Annotated in this window: 20 protein-coding genes and 1 pseudogene; 4 read left to right on the forward strand and 17 right to left on the reverse strand. The window is 61.8% G+C overall.

All coding sequences use genetic code 11. From position 1 onward, the window contains the following. Positions 1–74: 74 nt before the first annotated feature. The 9 genes from P3T25_RS33625 to P3T25_RS33665 form a co-directional block, all read right to left on the reverse strand. Positions 75–1793, reverse strand: coding sequence for a SpoVR family protein (locus P3T25_RS33625; protein ID WP_266260958.1), 1719 nt, complete (start codon positions 1791–1793; stop codon positions 75–77). After that, positions 1790–3061 carry a YeaH/YhbH family protein gene (locus tag P3T25_RS33630; RefSeq protein WP_168435845.1) on the reverse strand — a complete coding sequence of 424 codons (1272 nt, stop codon included), beginning with the start codon at positions 3059–3061 and terminating at the stop codon, positions 1790–1792. The genes P3T25_RS33625 and P3T25_RS33630 overlap by 4 nt, the downstream gene beginning before the upstream one ends. 187 nt (positions 3062–3248) lie before the next feature. Continuing rightward, the gene (locus P3T25_RS33635) at positions 3249–5171 is read right to left on the reverse strand and encodes a PrkA family serine protein kinase (protein WP_154563799.1); all 1923 of its coding nucleotides are present in this window, start codon (positions 5169–5171) and stop codon (positions 3249–3251) included. An 817-nt stretch (positions 5172–5988) separates the two neighbouring features. After that, on the reverse strand, positions 5989–6750 hold the full coding sequence (locus tag P3T25_RS33640) for a hydratase (RefSeq protein WP_171927570.1): 762 nt from the start codon (positions 6748–6750) through the stop codon (positions 5989–5991). A gap of 316 nt (positions 6751–7066) precedes the next feature. Next, positions 7067–8833 (reverse strand): methyl-accepting chemotaxis protein, encoded by a 1767-nt coding sequence (locus P3T25_RS33645; RefSeq protein WP_429361317.1) that lies wholly within the window; start codon positions 8831–8833, stop codon positions 7067–7069. Between the two features lie 459 nt (positions 8834–9292). Then, entirely contained in the window at positions 9293–10333 is a 1041-nt protein-coding gene (locus tag P3T25_RS33650; protein ID WP_154563791.1) for a LacI family DNA-binding transcriptional regulator, read from the reverse strand. 420 nt (positions 10334–10753) lie between these two features. Next, the gene (locus P3T25_RS33655) at positions 10754–11716 is read right to left on the reverse strand and encodes a sugar ABC transporter substrate-binding protein (protein ID WP_154563789.1); all 963 of its coding nucleotides are present in this window, start codon (positions 11714–11716) and stop codon (positions 10754–10756) included. A 348-nt stretch (positions 11717–12064) separates the two neighbouring features. After that, a complete protein-coding gene (corA, locus tag P3T25_RS33660; RefSeq protein WP_154563787.1) occupies positions 12065–13042 on the reverse strand; it encodes a magnesium/cobalt transporter CorA in 978 nt (325 codons plus the stop codon). Between the two features lie 244 nt (positions 13043–13286). Continuing rightward, the gene (locus P3T25_RS33665; protein WP_171927572.1) at positions 13287–13727 is read right to left on the reverse strand and encodes a hypothetical protein; all 441 of its coding nucleotides are present in this window, start codon (positions 13725–13727) and stop codon (positions 13287–13289) included. 275 nt (positions 13728–14002) lie between these two features. Here P3T25_RS33665 and cydX point away from each other — a divergent pair, with 275 nt between their 5' ends. Both cydX and P3T25_RS33675 read left to right on the forward strand, forming a co-directional pair. Continuing rightward, on the forward strand, positions 14003–14152 hold the full coding sequence (gene cydX, locus P3T25_RS33670) for a cytochrome bd-I oxidase subunit CydX (protein WP_154563835.1): 150 nt from the start codon (positions 14003–14005) through the stop codon (positions 14150–14152). Then, positions 14149–14769 (forward strand): AAA family ATPase, encoded by a 621-nt coding sequence (locus P3T25_RS33675; RefSeq protein WP_429361321.1) that lies wholly within the window; start codon positions 14149–14151, stop codon positions 14767–14769. The genes cydX and P3T25_RS33675 overlap by 4 nt, the downstream gene beginning before the upstream one ends. Positions 14770–14980: 211 nt before the next feature. Here P3T25_RS33675 and P3T25_RS33680 read toward each other — a convergent pair whose 3' ends face one another. The 3 genes from P3T25_RS33680 to P3T25_RS33690 form a co-directional block, all read right to left on the reverse strand. Then, positions 14981–16078: a saccharopine dehydrogenase family protein gene (locus P3T25_RS33680; RefSeq protein ID WP_154563783.1), complete on the reverse strand. Its 1098-nt coding sequence runs from the start codon at positions 16076–16078 to the stop codon at positions 14981–14983. Between the two features lie 224 nt (positions 16079–16302). Continuing rightward, positions 16303–16761 carry an Lrp/AsnC family transcriptional regulator gene (locus P3T25_RS33685; RefSeq protein ID WP_054039581.1) on the reverse strand — a complete coding sequence of 153 codons (459 nt, stop codon included), beginning with the start codon at positions 16759–16761 and terminating at the stop codon, positions 16303–16305. A 169-nt stretch (positions 16762–16930) separates the two neighbouring features. Continuing rightward, positions 16931–17815 (reverse strand): LysR substrate-binding domain-containing protein, encoded by an 885-nt coding sequence (locus P3T25_RS33690; RefSeq protein ID WP_171927574.1) that lies wholly within the window; start codon positions 17813–17815, stop codon positions 16931–16933. A 187-nt stretch (positions 17816–18002) separates the two neighbouring features. Here P3T25_RS33690 and P3T25_RS33695 point away from each other — a divergent pair. Together P3T25_RS33695 and P3T25_RS33700 are read left to right on the forward strand one after the other, a co-directional pair. After that, positions 18003–18519: pseudogene (locus P3T25_RS33695) on the forward strand (Spy/CpxP family protein refolding chaperone). Positions 18520–18694: 175 nt separating this feature from the next. After that, positions 18695–19132, forward strand: a complete 438-nt coding sequence (locus tag P3T25_RS33700; protein WP_171927575.1) for a PGDYG domain-containing protein — start codon at positions 18695–18697, stop codon at positions 19130–19132. A gap of 132 nt (positions 19133–19264) precedes the next feature. Here the strand turns inward: P3T25_RS33700 and P3T25_RS33705 are convergent, their stop codons facing one another. From P3T25_RS33705 to P3T25_RS33725, 5 genes are all read right to left on the reverse strand, one after another. Further along, positions 19265–19633 (reverse strand): DUF3022 domain-containing protein, encoded by a 369-nt coding sequence (locus P3T25_RS33705; protein WP_154563779.1) that lies wholly within the window; start codon positions 19631–19633, stop codon positions 19265–19267. 100 nt (positions 19634–19733) lie between these two features. Then, on the reverse strand, positions 19734–20543 hold the full coding sequence (locus tag P3T25_RS33710) for a YhfC family intramembrane metalloprotease (protein WP_154563777.1): 810 nt from the start codon (positions 20541–20543) through the stop codon (positions 19734–19736). Between the two features lie 60 nt (positions 20544–20603). Beyond that, on the reverse strand, positions 20604–21764 hold the full coding sequence (locus P3T25_RS33715; protein ID WP_154563775.1) for a LacI family DNA-binding transcriptional regulator: 1161 nt from the start codon (positions 21762–21764) through the stop codon (positions 20604–20606). Then, the gene (locus tag P3T25_RS33720) at positions 21761–22726 is read right to left on the reverse strand and encodes a 2-hydroxyacid dehydrogenase (RefSeq protein ID WP_154563773.1); all 966 of its coding nucleotides are present in this window, start codon (positions 22724–22726) and stop codon (positions 21761–21763) included. The genes P3T25_RS33715 and P3T25_RS33720 overlap by 4 nt, the downstream gene beginning before the upstream one ends. A 4-nt stretch (positions 22727–22730) precedes the next feature. Continuing rightward, complete coding sequence (locus P3T25_RS33725) at positions 22731–24026, reverse strand: MFS transporter (RefSeq protein ID WP_154563771.1); 1296 nt, start codon at positions 24024–24026, stop codon at positions 22731–22733. Positions 24027–24299: the final 273 nt, after the last annotated feature.

A 24299-nucleotide genomic window follows, 5' to 3' on the forward strand; every position in this document is an offset into this window, starting at 1 on the left:
CCTGTTCGTCATAGACAAACAGGGGCTTCGGACACATCAGAAAACCAGCCTCCACGCGACAAGGCCGAGCGAACTCAAACCCTTATCGCCGGCGGCACATACTTACACTCATACCGCTTCCTCACCGTGCCATTCTCATCGACGCTTTCCAGGTAGACGTCGAACTGCCACAAGCGCGCCATGTGCTTGAGCACTTCATCGCTGTCGCCGGACAGATGCCGGTTGTCGCTCATGAAATGCCGCAGCGTCAGACTCCGGTCGCCCCGCGTATTCACCGCCCACACCTGGATATTCGGCTCCCGATGATGCATGTCGTACTGCCGCGACAACGCCTGACGCACGTACTGATACCCGCTGTCGTCATGAATCGCGGACACTTCGAGCGCATCGCGCATGTCGTCGTCGAGCACCGAGAACAGACGCATCTCACGGATCAGATGCGGCGACAGATACTGCGCGACGAAACTCTCGTCCTTGAAGTTGCGCATCGCATAGTGCATTGCCTGCAGCCACGGGCTGCCCGCCAGTTCGGGGAACCACTTGCGGTCCTCCTCCGTCGGCGATTCGCAGATCCGGCGGATATCGCTCATCATCGAAAAGCCGAGCGCATACGGGTTAATGCCGCTGTAGTACGGTTTCGTGACCGGCGGCTGGTAGACCACGTTGCTGTGCGAATGGAGAAACTCCATCATGAAGCCGTCTTCCAGCTTGCCCTGGGCATACATCGTGTTGAGCAAGGTGTAATGCCAGAACGTCGCCCAGCCTTCGTTCATGACCTGGGTTTGCCGCTGCGGATAGAAATACTGGCCGACCTTGCGCACGATGCGGATCACTTCCCGCTCCCACGGCTCGAGCAGCGGTGCGTTCTTCTCCGCGAAATACAGCAGGTTTTCCTGCGGCTCCGGCGGATAACGCTCCTCGATTTCCTCCGGCAACGGCGTATGCCGGGTCGGCAAGGTGCGCCACAGTTCGTTGACCTGCGATTGCAGATAAGCCTCACGTTCGCGGCGGGCCGCAAACTCCTTTTCCAGCGACAGTTTCTGCGGACGTTTGTAACGGTCCACGCCGTAATTCATCAACGCATGGCACGAATCGAGCAGCTCCTCCACCCGGTCGAGCCCGAAGCGCTCCTCGCACTCCGCGATGTAATTCTTCGCGTAGACGAGGTAATCGATGATCGCGTGTGCATCCGTCCACAGCTTGAACAGATAGTTACCCTTGAAGAACGAATTGTGGCCATAGGCCGCGTGCGCGATGACGAGCGCCTGCATCGTCATCGTGTTCTCTTCCATCAGGTATGCGATGCAAGGGTTCGAATTGATGACGATCTCGTACGCCAGCCCCATCTGCCCGCGACGGTAGCTCTTTTCGGTGGAGAGAAAGTGTTTGCCGAACGACCAGTGACGGTAGTTCACCGGCATGCCGACGGACGCGTAAGCGTCCATCATCTGTTCGGCGCTGATGAGTTCGAGCTGGATCGGATACACGTCGAGTTCATATTGCTCTGCAACACGGGCAATATGCGAGTCGTACTCTTCGATCAATTCGAAGGTCCAGTCGGACGGGCACGGCAGAGGCCGTCTATCGGCTACGTTCATACGGACTTCCCTTTGCCCCTCAGTGGGCGTTCCGGTGTGTCCCCGTGCTGCAGCGGCGTCGACTGCTCCGGCTGCGGCGGCTCCCGTATCGTCCGCCTTCGCCTCGGCATGCCCCGACTGTTGCTGCTGCGGCACGCCTTTCCCGCGCGCCGGCTGATCGCCGCGCGCTTCGTTGTGCAGGTGCTTTGCCGTCATGAAGACGCCACCTGCTTTTCAAACAACTCCCGAAACACCGGATAAATGTCAGCCGCGGTCTCGACCTTCTTCATCGCCATGTGCGGCTGGCTCAGCGCCAACTGTGCATATTCGAGCCACAAGTTCTGCTCTTCCGGCGTAACCTGGATATACGCAAAATAGCGCACCTTCTCCAGGATGTCATCCGAAAGTATCTTGCGGCACTTGGGCGAATCGTCGGTCCAATTGTCGCCGTCAGAAGCCTGAGCGCCGTAAATATTCCATTCAGTCGGCGAATAACGCTCGTCCATCACCTTCTGCATCAGCTCCAGCGCGCTCGACACCACCGTGCCGCCGCTTTCCGTCGAATGAAAGAACGTGTCTTCGTCGACCTCTTCGGCGCGGGTGTGGTGGCGAATGAACACCACTTCGATCTTTTCGTAGTTACGCTTGAGGAACAGATACAGCAGGATGAAAAAGCGCTTGGCGAGATCCTTGCGCTGCTCGTCCATGGAACCGGACACATCCATCAGACAGAACATCACCGCCTGGCTGGACGGCGTGGGCTGCTTCACCCGGTTCACGTAGCGCAGATCGAACGGATCGATAAACGGAATGCGCCAGATGCGCCCGCGCAAATGGTGGATTTCCTCTTCGAGCAGTTTGATCTCCTCGCGCCGGTCGTCCGGATCGGCCTTCATCACTTCGAGTTGCCGTTCCATCTCGTGCAACTGATTGACGAGCGGCGCACCAAGCGCAATCCGGCGGCCGAGCGCGCTGCGCAGCGAACGGACCACGTCGATATTGTTTGGCGTGCCTTCGGCCGCCCAGCCGGCGCGGATGCTTTTCCACGTGGGCACGGCCATCAGATGGGTTTTGACGAGACGCGGCAGTTCGAGGTCGTCGAAGAAATACTGCATGAATTCTTCGCGGCTCAGCTCGAACACGAAGTCGTCCTGACCCTCGCCCTCGTTGCTCGCCTGGTTGCCCCCGCCTCCGCCGCCGCCCCCTTGCGGGCGCTGGATCTTGTCGCCGCGGATGTAGTCGGAATTGCCCGGATGCACCATTTCCCGCTTGCCGCCGGGACCATGCCGGAACGACGGTTCCGCGATGTCCTTGCGCGGGATGGTGATGCTCTGGGTGTTCTGAATATCCTTGATGCTGCGATCGCGAACCGCTTCCGAGACGGCGCGACGAATGTAGTTTTTAACGCGACGTAAAAAACGCTCGCGGTTTGCAATGCTCTTGTTCTTACCAGCTAACCTGCGGTCGATGATTTGATGAAGCACGCCCGGTCTCCAGTATCGACCGGAGTTGGCGCTTCAGCGCTTACTCCGGTCCTATGCAGTCGCAATTTCCGCTGCGCGAGACGCACGTTGCAATAGGCATGTCCGCAAACACAACGCTATGTCCATGCAACTTGCGCTTCGCAAGGTGCCCGCGCGGTCGGACCGCGCGGGCGGCACGCAGTGCGTATCATGACGACTTGCGCACGCGCAGATACCAATCACACAGCAAGCGCACCTGCTTCGGCGTATAGCCCTTCGTCACCATGCGATTGACGAAGTCTTCGTGCTTGCGTTGCTCTTCCGCCGAACCCTTGGCGTTGAACGAAATCACCGGCAACAGCTCTTCCGTGTTCGAGAACATCTTCTTTTCGATCACGACGCGCAGCTTCTCGTAGCTGATCCACGCGGGATTCTTCCCCGCATTCGCAGCCCGCGCACGCAGCACGAAGTTCACGATCTCGTTGCGGAAGTCCTTCGGGTTGCTGATGCCCGCAGGTTTCTCGATCTTCTCCAGTTCGGCGTTCAGCGCCGCGCGGTCGAAACTCTCGCCGGTGTCGTGGTCGCGGAACTCCTGATCCTGAATCCAGAAGTCTGCATACGTCACGTAGCGATCGAAAATATTCTGACCATACTCGGAATACGACTCCAGATACGCGGTCTGAATCTCCTTGCCGATGAACTCGGCATAGCGCGATGCCAACACGTCCTTGATGAACGACAGGTACTTCTGTTCGGTTTCCGGTGGGAACTGCTCGCGCTCGATCTGCTGTTCGAGCACGTACATCAAATGCACAGGGTTCGCCGCGACTTCCGTCGAATCGAAGTTGAATACGCGTGACAGGATCTTGAACGCGAAGCGGGTCGACACGCCGGTCATCCCTTCATCCACGCCCGCGAAATCACGATACTCCTGATACGACTTGGCCTTCGGATCGGTGTCCTTGAGATTCTCGCCGTCGTACACCTGCATCTTCGAGAACAGGCTGGAATTTTCCGGCTCCTGCAAGCGCGTGAGCACCGACATCTGCGCCATCATCTTCAACGTACCCGGCGCGCATATCGCACTGGCCAGCGACGAATTGCGCAGCAGCTTCTCGTAGATCTTGACCTCTTCACCGTAGCGCAGGCAGTACGGCACCTTCACAACGAAGATCCGGTCGAGTAGTGCTTCGTTGTTGCGGTTATTTCGGAACGCCTTCCATTCCGACTCGTTCGAGTGAGCGAGGATGATGCCATCGAACGGGATCGCGCCGAAGCCCTCCGTGCCCTTGAAGTTGCCTTCCTGAGTCGCGGTGAGCAGCGGGTGCAAGACCTTGATCGGTGCCTTGAACATTTCGACGAACTCGAGCAGGCCCTGGTTCGCAAGGCACAGGCCACCGGAGTAGCTATATGCGTCCGCATCGTCCTGCGCATACTGTTCAAGTTTGCGGATGTCGACCTTACCGACCAGCGACGAAATGTCCTGATTGTTTTCGTCACCCGGTTCGGTCTTGGCGATACCGATCTGGCGAAGGATCGACGGGTAGCGGCGCACCACGCGGAATTTGCGGATGTCGCCGTTGTATTCGTGCAGGCGCTTCACCGCCCACGGGCTCAGAATGTTTTTCAGGTAGCGGCGTGGAATACCGTATTGCTCTTCGAGGATCGGACCGTCCTCGTCGTAATCGAACAGACCGAGCGGCGACTCGTTCACGGGCGAGCCCTTGATCGAGTAGAACGGCACGCGTTCCATGAGTTGCTTCAGACGTTCCGCGATCGACGATTTACCGCCGCCGACCGGTCCCAGCAGATACAGAATCTGTTTCTTTTCTTCGAGCCCCTGGGCCGAGTGCCGGAAGTAGGCGACCACCTGCTCGATCACTTCTTCCATTCCGTAGAACTCACGGAATGCGGGGTATACCTTGATGACCTTGTTCGCGAAGATACGCGACATGCGCGGATCGTTGCGAGTGTCGATCTGTTCTGGTTCACCGATTGCCGTCAACATGCGTTCGCCAGCCGTAGCGTACGCGGCGGGATTGTCTTTGCAGAGCGCGAGATACTCCTCGAGCGAGAGTTCATCTTCTCGCGTTTTCTCGAAGCGGGTCGCGAAACTGCTGTAGATATCCATGCTACCTCCTCGCCGAAGTCTAGACCGATGTCGTGCGCGGCGCGCTATTCGGAAACGACATCGCTCGAATTCATCCTAAACCCTTTTAAATTTTTTTTCACGAACTACGTTGCGAAAATCGCGCCGTACCCGCCTCCCAACATTCCTCACTTGGAAACACAGATTCGCTCACCTACAATCTTCCGCTCACATCACAGCGAATGTGCAGCGATCTCCGGCTCACGTTACTGCCTCTCCTGCGCCCTCTGCTCGCCATGATGACCAGCACGGCTCGCTATGCTCCGTTACACGAATCGTCTCGTTCATCGAACGATCCCACTGCTCCACCGGACGGCCTGTCTGCATGCGCACACTTTCTTGCATTGAGCACGGACGTCATGCGTTTTCTATGCCCGGAACCTTTTTTCATCAACGCGCGGCATCGCCATTTGGTCTACAGCGACATGCGCTGTGTTACATGTTCGTTCGCCGCGCTGACCTGAGACGCTGTTCACCGACGCATCTGCAAGCAGTTCGTCAACGCGCTGGCGGTATTGTTCCGCACTATTTCGCTTGAAGCGGGGTGTGTTGCCGCCCGCTTGCTGCCCATGCCTGCCTCGCGTAGTAACCGCGTCGGCGATATGGTTAGCCGCATGTATAACTGGATCACGGCAGCGCATCGGGTCGCTTCATAGGTGTATACGGCTAAGCGCGCAGTGCGGATGCTGCGGCAAATGTAAAACGGCCGCCCGTGGGCAGCCGTTTGCCTGATACTTCGTAATCAGCGGTTACAAGCGGACCATGACGAGCGCGCCGTTACAAGTACACGACGACACGCTCAGGTCAGTTCAATCTCCACTTCCCCAAGGCCGTCGATGTGGCCGCGCACGATGCCCGGTTTGTCCACATTGTGCGCACCGACGTATGAACCGGTGGTGAGCGTCCATTCCGGCTCGATTGTGATGCCCATGGCGGCGCAATGGTTGACGAACCACACCAGCAGTTCACGCGGGTCGCCGGCCGGATTACCCGTGGCTTCGGGCACCAGCGAGTTGCCGTCGAAACTCAGCTCGAGCTCGGGCGATACGAAATCGAAGCTGCGTGCAAGGCCCGCATAGGCAACCGGATGACCGGTGATCAACGCGCCGTTGTTCTGTGCGTCGGCCAGTTGCGCGAGCGGCGCGACATTGGGCCACTCGGCAAAGCGGCTATCGACGATCTCGATGGTCGGCAGCACGACGCCGACCTTCGACAGCACCTCGTCGCGCGCATAAGCCCGGCCGCGCGGCTCGATCGCCTCGGCGAAACGAAAGGCGACCTCCAGCTCCACCAACACCCGGAAAAAGCCGGTATGGGCCACCCGTCCGGGCGACGGCAGCACCAGCGAAGCCGGGATCGGTGCGCCCGCGGCGGCCCCGCCCGGCGCTCTGGCGCCGATCTTCCACGCGCCCGTCGAGTCGCCGAGGCCCACGATGACGGCCTGCTGGATCGCGTACGCGGTTGCCGCGTCAGGCGGCAGGCTGTCGGGTGGGGGCGCATCGATCGGGCGATGCTGCCGGCGGGCTTCGACGAGGCGGTGCGCGAGGTCGTATGGCGTCATGTCGGTCCTTTATGGCTGGCGCGTTGAGCGTTGGGTTGCCGCGCTGAGTTGCAGCAGTTGGGAAAAGCGGGCTCACGGTCTGCGCGCTGACTGCCTGTCGCGGCAAGGTTGCCGGTACAAGCGGTAGTCGCGCCCGTCAATGTACCGGATCACGACGCTTGCCAGGGTGTAGACAACGCTTGTGAACGTTACTTAGTCCGCAGACCATGAAAAAAGACCGCGGTTGCAGGCGCAATCGCGGTCTTTGTCGTCATGCGGCCGATCCGCACAAGCGTCGTTCCGTCTGATGCATCATCGGGAACGAATGTTGCAACGCTCAGAAGGTTTCCCAATCCTGATCGCTTCCGGTGCTCGCCGTTGCCCGGGCCGGTGTCTTCGTCGGCGCGGCGGCAGCCGGTGCCGGTGTCGCTGCGGGCGCAGCAGGTGTCCTGGCTACCGGGGTGGCTTGTGAGGCGGAATGTGACACCTTCCGTGCCGCCGTCGGGCGAACCGGCGCAGTCACGCGCTTCGGCGCCGCGCTCACCGGCGCCTTGAAACCGCTTTCTTCGAGCTGGAACACCGCGACCGCGGTACGCAGCTTGCCGGCCTGATCTTCGAGCGAAGACGCTGCTGCAGCGGCTTCCTCGACCAGCGCGGCGTTCTGCTGTGTCACCTCGTCCATCTGCGTGACGGCGCGCGCCACCTGATCGATGCCGCTGCTTTGCTCTTCCGAGGCCGCCGCGATCTCACCCATGATGTCGGTCACGCGCTGCACCGCACCGATGATCTCGGTCATGGTGCGGCCGGCTTCGTCGACCAGCGCCGAGCCGGACTGCACACGTTCCACCGAGGTGTCGATCAGTTCCTTGATTTCCTTGGCCGCCGCCGACGAGCGCTGCGCGAGGCTGCGCACTTCGCCTGCCACCACGGCGAATCCGCGCCCTTCTTCGCCGGCCCGCGCCGCTTCCACTGCCGCATTCAGGGCCAGGATGTTGGTCTGGAACGCAATCCCTTCGATGATCGCGATGATGTCGGCGATCTTCGCCGAACTCTGATTGATGTCGCCCATCGTGCCGACCACCTGGCCGACCACCGCGCTGCCCTTGTTGGCAATCTCGGACGCATTGGCCGCCAGCGAGCTCGCCTGGCGAGCGTTGTCGGCGTTCTGCTTGACCGTGCCGGTCAGCTCTTCCATGCTCGACGCGGTTTCCTGCAGCGCCGAAGCCTGCTCTTCCGTTCGCGAGGACAGGTCGATATTGCCGGCCGCGATCTGGCGCGTGGCCGTCGCAATCGATTCACTGCCGCTGCGCACCGTACGCACCGTTTCGGTGAGGCTGCGCTGCATTTTGGCGATACCTTCGAGCAACTGCCCCATTTCGTCGCGCGAGGTGACCACGACCGGGCGGCGCAGATCGCCAGCGGAGATCGCGTCGAAATGGCCGAGGGCTGCGTCGAGCGGGCGGCCAATCGCGCGGCTGAGCGTCAGGTAGGACAGCACGGCGGCAAGCACGCCGACCAGCAGCGCACCGGCGCTCACCATACGGAACACCTCGAAACTGCTTTGCGCGGAGTCGAAACCTTGCCTGGCCGAGACGAACTGGAACTTGCGCAGCGCGTCATCCGCGGTGGAGAGGTCGTTGTATGCCGCCTGCAAGCGCTTGGCGCCGTCGACGATCTTGCTCTGGTCGTTCGCCGTGACGATTGCCGCAAACGAGTCCAATTGCTGATGCAGCGCGTCGCGTTTGGAGACGACGTCCTGCGCAAGACGGTCTTCCTCGGTGTCGCGCGGCAGATCCATATACTTTTTCCACCACATGTCGGACTCCACGCGCATCGCACGCGCGCGCTCCATCGTCGCCGCCACCTCCGGCGTGCCGAGCATGAACGCGGCCCGGTCGAGCGCCAGCCGTTCGCGCGCCGCATAGAGTTCAGCGTTGCCGATATCGACCGCGCCCGGCATTGCGTTGGTGAACGTGTCCTTGTAAGCGTCATTCGAACGGCTCATGCCGAACAAACCGAAAACGCCGATGGCGACTAGCAGCGCGGCGAGAAAAGCCATCGTGAGGCCAATCCGCGCCTTGATCGTGATGCCTTTGTTCAACATGCTCGTTCCTGTACTTAACAAATGAGAAGCTGCGTGCGCAGCACGGGGTAGCGTGTGGCTCTGCGTACATGGGGCCGATTTGAGGCCGCGCTCTAATAGTCGTGTTTACGGCATCTAATCTGCATACTTGAAGGATTTATATGGCATGAAGAAAGATGTTGTAAGCAATTGGAAGAAATTACAAAGCGCTGACAGGCCGCGCTCATGCGGATGTCACGCAGCGCTTCTGACATTCAGGGAATTGAATTCAGGCGGCTCGGGAGACCGAACGCGGATAGGCGAGACGGATTCAGGCGGGGTTCAAACGGGGTTCAAAACGGAACCCTCCGCCAAGGGGAGCAACGGTGCGCTTGAAGGCGGGCACGAAGCACTCGCGCACGATCCATGCATGGCGTAAAAGCGGCATCAAAACCGAACGCGAGGCTTTTCGGCTCGCGCCCGGCAACGCAATCATCGATATCAGGCCGCCAGATCGCGCCTCGCCACGCCGGCCCATGTCGAGGTCGATTCGCGCACGATCAGGCGCGGCGACACGACGCGCCGGCGCCCCAGCGCGCGCGGACTGCCCGACGACGTCCCGGCAATGCGTTCGATCAGCGTCTGCGCGGCCATATCACCAAGCGCGCGGACCGACTGGCCAACCGTCGAGAGCGCCGGATAGGTGAATCGTCCCAGTTCGATATCGTCGAAACCGATGATCGAGCAATCGCGCGGCACGCTGATATTGCGCTCCGCCGCGGCGCGCAGCGCGCCGATGCCCATCATGTCGTTGCCGGCAAAAATCGCCGACGGCTTCACCGTGTCGAACAGTTGTCCCGCCGCGCGATGGCCGCCCATCCCCGAAAAATCGCTTTCGACAATCGCACCGGCCGGAATCTCGATACCGCGCTCGGTCATGGCGCGGATGAAGCCGTGTACCCGCATGGCGCTCACCGCCGTCTTCACCGGACCGGTGATGCAGCCGATCCGCACGTGCCCCAGCTCCAGCAGATGACGCGTCGCAAGATAGCCGCCCTTCTCGTGGTCGATCTGCACCAGATCCGCGTTCACACCCTCGATATTGCGGTCCACGACGACCAGCGGCTCGCGGGCGTCGGCAAGCGTCTGCGCCAGCACCGCGTCGTCGCCCGCGGAGGCGACGATCAGTCCGTCGATACGCTTTTCCTGCAGTACGCGCAGATAGTTACGCTGCTTGGCCGGATCGTCGTCGGAATTGCAGAAGAACAGGCAGTAGCCGTTGCGCGAGCAACCATCCTCGATACCACGCGCCATCTCCGCGAAATACGGGTTCGTACTGTTCGGCACCACCAGACCGATCGTCGCCGTCGCCCGCGCCTTGAGCGAGCGGGCCACCGCCGACGGTACATAGTGAAGCTGACGGATCGCGTGTTCGACCTTCGCGCGCACGTCGGCCGACACCGGCCGTGAGTTGTTCACCACGTGCGATACCGTCGTGAACGACACGCCTGCCACGGCCGCTACATCCTTGATCGTCGCCATAACCTGTTGCTCTCCTGCCTGTTGTTCCCGCCGGCCACGCCATCTGGCAACCCACCGGACGTCTTCCTCGAAGACAGACCACACCCATGAATACTTGCCTTACCGCACTGATTGGCGATCGCGCCGAACGTCTCGTACGTCAGAAAGGCGATCCGGCAGCGAGAACAGCACGATCATCGCCAGCAGTCCGCCGGCGAGGCTCAGGTAATTCGAAAAGCCGAGCCGCGTGCCGGTCGCCTTGTCGCTTACCTCTGGATTTAACGGCGGCTCAGCAGGTTTCTTGAGCGGTTATTGAATTGACGCGGATTCGCCTGTCTTGTGCCATGCATTCAGCAGGCAGCGGCGTGAGCGCGAGCCCGCGTGCCTCGGCGTGTTGCGGTGCTTCTTGCGAAGCGTATTTCGGTACTGACTGCCCGACGCTTACTTTGTCACGAGGTCGCACGGCGTTTCCACCACGCCGGACAACTGCGACTGCTTCTTGCGCTCGCTGATCGCCTTCAGTGCGGTGTCGATACCGAACACGGCCTGCTTGGCGGCGTACTGGTCCGCGGTGGCGAGCACGCGACCGTCCTTGAGCATCGGCTTGATCGCGTTGATGTTGTCGTAGCCGACCACCAGCACCTTGCCCTGCTTGCCGGCCGCGCGTACGGCCGAGACCGCGCCGATCGCCATGTTGTCGTTGCCGGCGAGGAGCGCCTTCAGGTTGGGATACTCATTGAGCATGGCCGACGCCACCGCGTTGCCCTTGTCGATTTCCCATTCGCCCGATTGCACCGACACGACCTTCGCGCCGACGGTCTGCATGGCGTCCTTGAAACCCGCGGTGCGTTGCTGCGCGTTGGTGGTGGTCGACACGCCTTCGATAATGCCGACTTCATCGCCCGCCTTCAGCTTTTTGGCCAGATAGTCGCCGACCTTCTGCGCGCCCTTGCGGTTATCCGGGCCGACGAACGGCACGTTCAGGTCTTTCGACTTGAGCACGTCCGGGTCGAGCCGGTTGTCGATATTCACGACGATGATGCCCGCGTCGATGGCCTTCTTGACGACCGGCACCAGCGCCTTCGAATCAGCCGGGGCCAGCACGATCGCATCGACCTTCGAGACGATCATCTGTTCGACGATGCGGATCTGGTTCGCCGTATCCGTCTCGTCCTTGATACCGTTGGTGATCAGGTCGAACTGCGAGGCATTGTGTTTCTGGTAGTCCTTCGCGCCGGTTTCCATGGTCAGGAAGAACTCGTTGGCGAGCGACTTCATCACCAGCGCGACCTTCGGCTTATGGGCCGGCGTGGTTTGCGCGTAAGCGGAGGAAAACGGCAAAGCGGCGGTGGCGGTGACGAGAACAGCGGCCGCCAGCATGCGGCGGCGAATGCGATGGCTCATGCTTATCTCCAGGGTTTGTCGGGCTCGCGGGCGAGCCGTATTTTTAGTGACGCGCAAACGTTTGCGAGGCCTATTCTCAGCGTGCCCTTCTCGGAATGTCAACGATTCGCAGTGTTGCGGGGCACCGGCCCGCAGAAAGTGCGTCGATGCGATGCGCTCGATGGCTTCGGCGTGGTGTCGCGAATAGGCGCACCGGCAGGCTGTGTTCTGGCAACGGTTCCTCGCTCAGTCTGTGCGTGGCAGATTTACCGCCGGCTGCAAGCTTAGCGGCCGGCGGGCCGCCTATGCTGGACTTTTATTGCGCACGGTGCAAGCGGGAATTAAGCGCAGCGATGGGCTAACGGTGTGTCAAAGCCAGCCGGACTTGCGAAAGCGCCAGTACAGGATCAGATCCACGGTCGCCATCACGGCAAGACAGACTGGATAGCCGAACTTGTAGTGCAACTCGGGGATCGTCTGGAAGTTCATCCCGTAGATACCGGCGATCATGGTCGGCACCGCGAACAATGCGGCAAACGAGCCGAGCCGCTTGGTCACCTCGTTTTCGACAAGCGAGATCATCCCCAGATTGACCTGCACCGCGGTCACAACCAGTTCGCGCCGGCCATCGATGATTCTGACGATCCGCTCGAGATGGTCGTAGACGTCGCGGAAATAGGCTTGCATGCCTTCGCAGACGCTCGGAATCCGGCCGCCCGTCAATTTGCCGATCGCTTCCTGAAGCGGCGCGATGTGGTGCTGCAGGATCACGAGACGACGTTTCAGCGAATACAGATCCTCGATGATTGCCCGCGACGCCACCGAATTGTTGCGCTCGAAGATGCGGTCTTCGAGCGCCTCGATCTCGGTGTTCATCGCCTCGACGATCGGAAAATAACGATCGACGATGTCGTCCGCCAGCGCGTACAGCACGAACGCCGAGCCCTCCTTGAGCAATTGCGGCTCGCGCTCGCAACGGGCGCGAACGTTCTGGAACCCGGCGCGCGTACCGCGGCGCACCGACAACACATAGTTGTGCCCCACGAACACGTCGACCTCGCCGATCAGCAGCTCGCCCTCTTCGTCCATTTCCACGGTATGCATGACGGCGAATAGCGACTCGCCGTACTCCTCGATTTTCGGACGCTGATGGCCGTTTTGCGCATCTTCGATCGCGAGTTCGTGCAGGCCGAACTCGTGCTGCATCACGGCCAGTTCTTCGGGCCCCGGGTCTTTCAGCGCAACCCAGACGAAGCACTCGGGCCGCGCCACGTAGTCGCTGATGCTATCGATATCGATATCGGCCAGCTTCCGGCCGTCCTGATAGGCGGCGCAATTGATTAGCATGTTGGATTACCTTGAAAACGGAACAGACCGGCCGGCTTCGCACTATGCGTAGGCCTCACACCGGGTCTGCATAGACGGATACACGATGCCCGCCATGTTAAGGGCTCTGAGTGACTGTCATGTATCCAATTGTTAAACGGTCAGACTGGAAACATAGCTAAAGCTTGCTTGCGGCAGCGGGCACAGTTCGACACTGTTCAACACGCCCCTGCCGCAATCCGGCGTTGTCAGACCCGGCCCTGCGCTATTGCGCAACCCTGCGCAAAGCGATGCTGTGATCGTCGCCGAAGGTGACCGACGCGCGGTTCGTATAGCGCGTATCCGCTGTGACCGTAAAGCGCATTTCCACGACCGGATCGAATTGCGTGGAGACACCGATGCGATGCACCCCCGGGCTCAGATAGAAGACCACATGTTCGCCGTTCATCAGATCGGTGACCTGCTCGCCGTCGATATACACCAGCGCATCGCGGAACCGGACGATAACGTCGCGGGAACGCTCGCGCCGCACGTCCACGGCGACCAGTCCGGTTCCCGGCTCCGTGTAACCGGGCTGGACGATGCGCGCTTGCGGCACCTCCTTGAACGGGACGGGCTCGGCAGGTGTCGAGGCGCAACCGGCGAGCGACGCGATGGCCAGCGCAAGCAGCGCGGCTTTGCAGCGGAAGTGCGGACGCATCGGCATGCTGGGTCTCCCGTGTTGTTGGTGGTGTTGCTCCTGTTATAGGCGCATTGCGAGATCCTGGCCGAACGGCCAACCGTCTTTGCGCCCTCTTGCGCACTGCCGCGTTCTTCTTCATGATCGCTGCAAAGCGTTGCGCTGTGGGCGCCGCGCGCTGCGGATTTACCCTCGGATCCGCCGCGTGCCATCTTTGTCCGCCTGCATGTTTGCTTCTCTGTACCGGCTATGCGTTATGCCTCACTGGCTACCTCGCCGGACATACGATCAAGGAGACCGCGATGTGGTATTTCACCTGGATTCTCGGCATCGGCGTGGCATTGGGCTTCGGCATCATCAATGTGATGTGGCTGGAGGCCAGCGGCAAATTCGCGCGTGACCCGCAGCACGCCGGCAGCCCGGCCGCCGCGCCCGAGGACACGTCTTCGTGACCCACCTGGTTTTCTTCTGCGGTCACGCCGGCACCGGCAAAACCACCCTGGCGAAGAAGCTGATCGGCCCGCTGATGCAGGCGAGCGCGACGCCCTTCTGCCTGCTCGACAAAGATACGCTGTTCGGCGGCTACAGCGCGGCCGCCATGGCCATGCTGACCGGCGATCCGAACGACCGCGACAGTCCGCTCTTTCTGCAACATCTGCGCGATCCCGAGTATCGCGGCCTGCTCGATACCGCCCGCGACAATCTCGAGCTCGGCGTCAGCGCGCTGGTGGTCGGGCCGCTCTCGCGCGAAGTGCGCGAGCGGCACCTCTTCGATCGCGCCTGGCTTGGTATCGGCGCGGACGTGACGCTGCGGGTCGTCTGGGTCTACACGTCCGAAGAGATGGCACATCAGCGCATCGTCGCGCGTGGCAATCCAAACGATGCCTACAAACTCGCGCATTGGGACGAGTATCGGCAGCGCCGCTTCGTGCCGAGCGGCGATATTTGCGAAGACTTGTTGATGTTCGACAACACCGCGCCAACCCGCGCGGATTACGAAGCGTTGCTCGCACGCCTCGTAGGCGAGCCGCCTGCATCGCCTGCGATGCTGCCGCCGCTGCCTGTGTAGCAGCCTATCTCACAGCCAGTGCCTCTGCCTGTATAACTCGGGCGCTGCAAACTAGCAGCGGCGTTTCAAACGCAAAACGCCCCGCATGGCGGGGCGTTCATCAAGCGGCCTTCTGCGAGGCCTGCTTCGTTGCTCGCGGCAATCACTACCGCGTCGTCGCACGGCCCTCGGTATTGAGCCTCATTTGCAACCTCAACGCGACCGTCTCGGCTTACACCGTTGCCATCGCATCCAGCGACTGCCCTTCGTACAACTGGCCAAAGCGGTTCGCGAGGAAGTCGCGCAGCGACACCTGTTCCTGACGCACGAAACCGCTTTGCGGCAGCTTCTGCTCACGGAACAGATCAAGCACCGCGCACATCGCGCCGGCCGTGGTGATCTGAATGGCGCTCATCGGCACGCCGCACACCGTCTTCGCGAAGATCTTGCGGGTGAAGACTTCCTGCACCAGTTGACCGTCACGCATACCGCTCACGGTGATGAACACCAGCACGACGTCTTGCGCGGTCGCAGGCACCGAGCGGCGCATGATGGTCTTGAGCGTATCGCGGTCGCTCGAAAGACGCAGGTCTTCCAGCAGGAACTGCATCAGGTTGCGGTGGCCCGGATAGCGCACCGACTTGTAGTCGAGCGATTCGACGCGGCCCGCCAACGTTTCGCACAGCGTACCCAGCCCGCCGGACGTATTGAAGGCTTCGTATTCCGTACCGTCGAGCGAGAAGTGTTCGAGGCCTTCCAGCGGCTGCACCCACTGCGTGCGGCTGTCGCGGATCGCTTCGCACGGCTGGCAGTACTCGTTGATCAGACCGTCGACGCTCCACGTCAGGTTGTACTTCAGCGCGTTGGTCGGGAACTCCGGCAGCGCGCCGACGCGCATTTTCACGTCGCGGATTTCGGTGAAGCGATTCGCCAGTTCATGCGCGGCGATGCCGATGAAGCCCGGTGCGAGACCGCACTGCGGCATGAAGGCGTGATCGGCGTCGTCGGCGATTGCACGAATCGCGCTGGTGGCGCGCACGTCTTCGGTCAGGTCGAAATAATGGACGCCCGCGCCCTTCGCGGCCGAGGCCACGTTCACCGCCAGGTAATACGGCAGCGCGTTAATGAGCGCGTCAAAGCCCTGAATGGCGGCACGCAGCGCGGCGGCATCGGCGGAATCGACACGGCGGGTCGGGATACCCTGGGCGGCGAGCTTATCGAGCGCGTTCTGGTCGCGGTCGAACGCGACGACGTCGTAGTCGCCAGTTTCGCGCAACATATGGGCGATGGTGTGCCCGATCAAACCTGCGCCAACGATGGCTACTTTCATACGCTTCTCCTTGTTCTGTGTATGCTGTCTCCAGCTTTGGAAGTGCGCTGCGCTTAGGCGCTGCGCCCGGCGGGCTGAACCCTTGAGACACAGTTTAGGGAGAAGCAAAAACAGTTCATACACGCAAAATGCTGCGCTATGACTATGAACTTCGACGTTATGACGACACAATTAGTCGATATGTCGAAAACATGTCAAAACGGCGTAAAAATTGGGCAGAGGGATCACACCATGCCGCGGTCGATCTTGCGCGCAAGAATGATCGACGTGGTGGTTCGCTCCACCCCTTCCAGGCCGCCGATCTCGTCGAGCAGATCGTTGAGGCGGTCGGGCGAATCGGCGCGCAGCCACGCGACATAGTCGAACTCGCCGCTGACCGCGCATAGCAGTTGCACCTCGGGCATCTTGCCGAGACGTTTCTGCACCGCCGGGCCGTACTTCGGCGCAATGATGATGCCGACGTACGCCTGGATGCTCGAGTCGAGCACATCCTGGCCAAGCCGCACGCTATAGCCGCCAATCACGTTGCTGCGCTCAAGCCGGGCGATCCGGGCGATCACGGTGGTACGCGCCACATCCAGTTGACGTGCGAGGTTGGCGACGCTCTCACGGGCGTTGGCTTGCAGCAGCGCAACGAGGTTGCGGTCGAGGTCGTCGAGTTGGTCGAGGCGCGGAGGTCTCATCGAGGGCGAAAGAAGTTGGTCGGTAGTGAAGGATTATCGCGCGTCCTGGGCATCGGGCGGCAGGCAGAGGAACCCCGAACCATGGCAACGCAATGACGAGCGGCTAACAGCGAGCGGGAAGCGGCACGCAGGAAGCAGGAAATGCAGCGTAACAAGGCAAGCGCCAAGATCACGCCCCGAACCGCTCGATCACGAAATCGATGAAGCTGGTGAGCTTGGGTGTGGCGCGGCGGTCGCGTGAGTAGAGCAGATGGACGGGCGCGCCTTCGGGCAGATAGTCCTCCAGCACCGACACCAGTTCGCCACTGGCGATCTCTCTCGCAAGCAGCGCCTCCGGCTGCAACACCAGCCCGAAGCCGCGCAATGCCGCAACCTTGAGCGCCTGGCCGTTGTTCGCCCGGAACCGTCCGGCGCGCAACTGGTTTTCGTCCGCGCCCTCGCCGCCTAGCCGCCACAAGCCCTCGCGGCCCCAATGCAGAAAGCCGAGGCATTCGTGCTGCATGAGATCGGCCGGCGTGTGCGGTATGCCGGCCCGCTCCAGATAGGCCGGCGACGCGCATGCGCGCATCCGGTAAGGCTTCAACGGCCGCGCGACGAAACTGGAATCCGGCAAACGGCCGATGCGCACCGACGCATCGAAGCCTTCTTCCACGAGGTCGATCACGCGATTCGACAGATCCAGTTCGAGGCTCACGTCCGGCCACGCACTCAGGTAGTCGGTCATCGCCGGGGCAAAAACTTCGACGCCGTAGGTCAGCGGCACCGTCACCTTCAGCACCCCGCGCGGCGCGGCCGCCATGGCCTCGGCGAGCGACTCCGCCGCCTTGACGTCGGCCAGAATGCGCCGGCACTGCTCGTAATATTGCCGGCCGATTTCAGTCAGGCTCTGACGCCGCGTGGTGCGTGTCAGAAGCCGCGTCGCGAGCCGCGTTTCGAGCGAGCGGATGTGCTTGCCCACCATCGCCGACGAAATGTCAAAGCGCTCGGCGGCCGCCGTGAGACTGCCCGCCTCGACCACCGCAACGAAAATTTCCATGCTGACGAATTTGTCCACCCGCTATTTCCTGTTCGTTTCGGTTGTAAGCGTTTGTCGCACAAGAGCCGCATTGTAGGGATATCGTGATACTAATAGCGGCGACGGCGAAGTGGGCAGCCGGCCGCCTTGCGTCGCTATGCGAACGCGCGTTTGGCCGCTCGCCATGCTCGCCTTGTCATAATTCGAACAGACATCAGGAGTTTCGATGAAAAAAGCACTCGTAATGCTGGCCACTGCAGTCGCCATGAGCGGCGCGTTCGCACAAACTTCCGCACCGGCCTCGGCACCGATGGCCACCCCGGCTTCGGCACCGGCCGCCAAAGCAGGCCACGAGCGCAATGTCGAAGACCGCATCGCTTATCTGCACACGCAGTTGAAGATCACGTCGGCGCAGGAATCGCAATGGAACACGTTCGCCGATGTCATGCGCAACAATGGCGAGACGATGGGGCAGTTGTTCCAGCAGCGCAAGGCCAACACGAATCTGTCGGCGCTCGACGACATGAAGCAATACGCCACGATCGCGCAAGCGCATGCGGACGGCATGAAGAAACTGGTCGATGCGTTCGACCCGCTGTACAGCGGCTTCTCGCCTGAGCAGAAGAAACTGGCCGACGTGACGTTCCATCAGGGCGGCCCTGAAGGCGGCCATCGTCACCATGGCAAGGGCGACGCCAAGAAGGCACCGGCCGCTGCCGAATGATGCGACGGTGAAACCGTAAGAGATTAGTGACACGGTTGATGGCGCGCAGCGCGGGTTTCTGGGCTGCGCGCGCGGTTCTTTTGCCTTTGCCAAAAGAAACCGATCTTCAAATGCATCTGGCATGATTGCGAGTACGCAGCGTCGGGCCGCAAGGTCCCGGCCAGGCTGTCCATATCTCCACTCCCACTCGCTTCATGACCGAACTCAAAAATCTCGATCTGAGTCACGATGCCGACGCCCAGCGCGTCGTCAAAAACGAAACCGTGCGCGTTGAATTCGCCGCTGCCGAAGGCGAACTGATGAGCCTGGAAGGCCCGAACCGCTATGCCCGCGGCGACGCGCTGATCACCGGCTCGACCGGCGACCGCTGGGTCGTCTCGCGCGAACGTTTCGATGCCAAATACCTGCCGGAAGACACCGCCCTCGCTCACGGCGAACCGGGCGCATACCGCAACCGTCCCGCCATAGTGCTGGCCAAACAGATGAATGAAGCGTTTTCACTGGCCCGCTCGGCGAGTGGCGGCGACGTGCTGCACGGCGCGGCCGGCGACTGGATCATGCAGTACGCCCCCGGCGACTACGGCGTGGTGCAGGCCGCCCGCTTCGCGAAGGTTTATCGGCTCGCGGACTGAGTCACGGCCTGGTGACTCACAGCCTGTGATTTACAGCCTGTGACCCACTGCCGGTGGGTCGTGGCCGGCTGGGCGCGCTAAGCCCAGCGGCACTCAAGTCCGCCTTCTACCCAGGGTCTTGAGTCAATCGCTTCAGGCAAACTCGTCGCCGAGATCCACCGTCACATCGCGTGGCACCGCCTCGCCGTTCGCATACTGTTCTTCAAGCGAGCCAATGCTCGCTTCGACATATGCACGCAGCACGGCGAAACTCCGACCTCGCAGCCGCGCCGGCAACGCGCGATAACGCGCCAACGCCGTCGGCGCAATCACCACGGTCATCACGATACGGCGCGCGGTTGCACCGAAACGCATGGCCACCCAGTGAATCGCCAGCGCAGGCGTGCTGTCTTCGCCCGCACGCTGGATGAACTGCGTCTGCTCGGGAAACAGATCGCTGATAACGCGCGCCAATTCCTCGAACTCGGGATTCGCGCAGTCGTATTGGTAAGCTTCTTCCATGAAATGTGCCGAAAGGATGAGCCTGAACGGCGTACCGCAAGGGTACGCCGAAAGTTAGAGAATCACGGATGGCCGGTGTAACAAGCGACCCACAAGCGGCTCACGCGGCAAGCGCCGGGCGACGGAACGCTCTGAACAACAGGCCCGCGACGATCACCGCCCCCAGCGCATACACGCCGTCCACGGCAGCGAGCGGCACGAGCTGCGCCTGGAACAACGCAGCCGGCACGTCGACCAGCGCATGCAACACAATCGCGAGCGGCAGGATTCCACGCCAGCCCGCCCGCAGCCCACGCCACATCAGCACCGACAAACCGATCTGGAACACCAGCGCGGCCACCCGTTCGAGCGCGAAAATGCCGGCCGTCTGCGGCGTCAAGCTGGCGAGGATCAGGTGGATGCGCATCACCGAGTCGGTCGGCAGATTGCTCAGATAGCCATCCAGCTCGCCGCGATTTTCGAAGATGGCGAACAGGATCCATTGAATCTGCACCAGCACGCCGACCAGCCAGGCTTCAGCGCCGCCGTGGCCGAGGCCATAGGTCAGCGCCGTGCCGTCACCCGTGCCCGCGGCGGACGCGGACTTCGCTGCCGCACGCTTGAGCAGCAGCCGCATTCCGATGAACCGCCCCACTTCCTCGCAGATCCCCGCCGCCAGCGCGCCATACACTACGAAGGCCAGCGGATTGGACAGGAAGGTCGCGGTCGCTTCGTTCCGATGCAGCACGTAGTCGTTCAGCGCGCGCTCGATCACCATCGCGAACAGCGCGAACACGGCGATGCCGGTGATCGCGTCGCGGGGGTTCAGCGCGAGCGGCCGGCGCAGACGGCGGTAGATCAGGAACGGTAAGGCGGCGATGAACAGCGTCGCGACGGCGAGGCTCGAGAGGGTAAGCGGTGCAACAACCATGGGTTTCCTTGCGAAGACCGGCGCGCACCCGCTGCGCGCCGCAGCCCGAATGATCGCAGATCAGCGCGAAGTTGACGCGCGGACGATCAATTCGCCTGGCAAGAGGCAGTCGCGCGCGGTGGTCTGGATCCCTTCGATGCGCTCATGGAGGAACTCGACCGCGCGGTAGCCGATCTCGTAGGTCGGCTGGCGGATCGCGGTGATGCCCGTCAATTCGGCCCATTCGGGATCGTCGATCGACAGCAGCGCGACGCGCGCCTGCCAATCCGCACCGTAGCGCGCTTTCAGATGCAGGGCGAGACACAGCGCGACGGGGGCGTTGGCCGCGAACAAGGCGATGCGCCTGCCTTTGCCGCCGGTGCGATCTATGGCGCTGCGTGTTGCGTTATCTGTCACGCTGGCCGCGGCGCCGCCAAGGTCGCCAGCCGCGTCAATTGCGCGGTCGAGTTCGGCGAGAGCGCGCTCGACGGCTGCCGGCTCCGCAAGATTCAGTACCAGCGTATGCCCGCGCGCGCCGCCCTTGCCGCCTTCGTCTTTGCCGCTAGGGCCGTGCGCGCCACTCGCGCCGCCCACGCCGCTCATCACCTCGCGAAACGCCGCCTCGCGCAGTTGCCGCGAACTGACTTGCTCGAAGGGCTGCACGACAAACCAGATATCGTCGAAACCGTTGTCGAGCAGATGCCGCGTGCCGAGTTCGGCAGCCGCCCGGTTGTCCAGCCCAACCATGTCGGCGACGAGCCCATCCACCAAACGGTCGACCAGCACCGCCGGAATCCCCCCACCGCCCACCGGCCGCAGCGTTTCCTCGCGCACGCCGAGCGCGTTGACGATCACGCCTTCCACGCGATACGTGGTCAGCAGTTGCAGATAGCGCCGCTCCATTTCGACTTCGTTGGCCGCGTGACAGATGAGCGGCATCAACCCGAGCGCATGGCAAGCGGCTTCCACGCCTTGCAGTACTTCGACGGAATACGGGTTGGTCAGATCGGCGAGCAACATGCCGATCAGGCGATTGCGGCCACGCTTGAGGCCGCGCGCCATCTGGTTCGGCTGATAGTTGAGGCGCTCGATGGCCGCCTCGATGCGCGCGCGCAATTCCGGCGACAGCACACTCATCTCGCCGTTCAGATAGCGCGAGATACTGGTCTTGCCCGTACCGGCTTCGCGCGCGACGTCGGTAATCGTCGCGCGGCGCGGGGCGGCAAGCGGCGTCGTGCTCATTTCTTCAACACTTCGCGGTTGACGATGTTGGTCGCGAGCGTTCCGTCGAGCGCGGCAGCGAGGTTTTCCGCCGCGTTGAGCGCCATCGCATGACGAGTCTCGTGCGTCGCTGAGCCGATATGCGGCAGCGCGACCACGTTGGCCATTTTCAGAAGCGGCGAATCGGTCGGCAGCGGCTCGGTCTCGAACACGTCCAGACCCGCACCGTGAATCGTGCCGTTTTGCAGGGCTTCGATCAGCGCCTGTTCATCGACCGTGGCGCCGCGCGACGCGTTAATCAGAATCGCGCTCTTCTTCATCGACTTGAATTCGGCCGCACCGATCATGTGCTTCGTCTCGGGCGTAAGCGGCACTTGCAGGCAGACGAAGTCAGCGGTGGCGAGCAACTCCGCCAACTCGACGCGGCGCGCGCCGTATGCCTGTTCCGCCTGCGCGTTCGCACTGCGGTTCGTGTAGAGCACCTTCATGTTGAAACCGAGCGCCGCACGCCGCGCGACCGCGCCGCCGATCCGTCCCAGCCCGACGATGCCGAGCGTCTTGCCCTGCACGTCGACGCCGAAATGCGCGGGTCCGATGCTTTGCTTCCACTCGCCCGCCTTCACCCAATCCGCGAGCTCGACCACGCGCCGCGCCGACGCGAGGATCAGCGAGAACACCGTATCCGCCGTGGACTCGGTCAGCACGTCCGGCGTGTGCGCGAGCACGATGCCGCGGCGCGTGAGGTCGGCAACATCGAACTGGTCGAAGCCCACCGAGATGGTCGACAAAGCCTTCAGCCGGCTTGCGCCTTCAAGCATCGCCGGCGTGATTTTCACGCTCGAACCGATGCCGCCATCCGCGTCCTTCAATGCGGCGACGAACGTGTCGTGCTGCGCGGGATCGACCTGCACGACTTCCGCATGCTGTTGCAGATACGCGAGCACATCCTCGGGCAGCGACTTCCAGGCGACGATCTTCTTCATCAGCTTATTTTCCTTGCAACGGTGTAGCGAGCGTGGCGCCCTTGCTCAGCGGCTGTGCTTGTGCCTGCGGTTTGACGATCAACGTCAGAATCACCGCGGCGATCAGGGCCACGCTCATGAACGCATAGGATGCCGCAGGCGTTCCGGTCGCGCCGTTCAAATAGCCGACTACGTACGAACCGACGAACGAACCGAGTGCGCCCATGCTATTGATCAGCGCCATCGCGCCGCCCGCGACGTTCTTCGGCAGCAACTCCGGCACGATCGCGAAGAACGGCCCATACGGCGCATACATTGCGCCGCCGGCAATCACCAGCAACGCGTACGACATCCAGAAGTGCGTGGAGCCGAGCGCGTACGACGCGGCGAACGCGATCGCGCCGACCAGCAGGAACGGCCACACGAACACTTTGCGGCGGTTGAGTTTATCCGATGCCCACGAAGCCGCAAGCATGGCGATCGTTGCCGCCAGATACGGCAGCGCCGAAAGCCAGCCGGTTTCGACCATGCCGAGCGTCGAACCGTTCTTCAGGATCGACGGCAGCCACAACACGAAACCATACACGCCGATGCTCCAGCAAAAATATTGCGCGCACAGTTTGATCACCGCGGGCGTGCGGAACGCTTCGCTGTAATTGCGCATCGGTTTGATGGCGGCCTGTTCGGCGCGCAAGGTTTCCGCGAGGTCGTCCTTCTGTTGCTGCGTGAGCCACGATACCTGTTGCGGCTTGTCCTGCACGATGAACCACCAGCACACCGCCCAGAGAATCGCGGGCGCGCCTTCGGCGATGAACATGTGCCGCCAGCCGAACGAGTGCACCAGATAGCCGGATACCACCGACATCCACAGCACCGTCACCGGATTGCCGAGAATCAGGAAGGTGTTGGCGCGGGAACGCTCGCTCTTCGTGAACCAGTTGCTGATGAAAATCAGCATCGCCGGCATCACCGCGGCCTCGACCACACCGAGCACGAAGCGGATCACCATCAGTGAGGGAATATTGCTGACCATACCGGTCAGCGCAGCGCAACCGCCCCACAGGATCAGGCTCCAGAACACGAGCTTTTTCACGCTGCGGCGTTCCGCGTATATCGCGCCGGGAATCTGGAAGAAGAAATACCCGAGGAAGAACAACGCGCCGATTAGCGACGACAAGCCCTTACTGATGCCGAGATCCTGGTTGATGCCGGCGGCCGATGCGAAACCGTAGTTCGCGCGGTCGAGATAAGCCAAGCTGTACGTGATGAATACGATCGGCATGATCGTCCACCAACGGCGAATCGCAAGCGATGAAGTCATGGGAGTCTCCTTTGTCGACCAGAGTTGGCGCTTTAGCGCTTACTCTGGTCCCATGCAGTTGCGGTCGACCAGAGTTGGCGCTTTAGCACTTACTCTGGTCCCATGCAGTTGCGGTCGACCAGAGTTGGTGCAAAGCACTTACTCTGGTCCCATACAAGAAAGTTGCTAACGGCTTCCCGAAGCAATGATGGGCGGTCATGGGGCGCTGTTCGAGCGCTCTTGCTGTTATCGAGCCAGCTAATACCGAATCCGGCTGAGTGCGCCGGGCGCGGC

The organism is Paraburkholderia sp. GAS32 (assembly GCF_050434225.1).
Lineage (GTDB): Bacteria > Pseudomonadota > Gammaproteobacteria > Burkholderiales > Burkholderiaceae > Paraburkholderia > Paraburkholderia madseniana.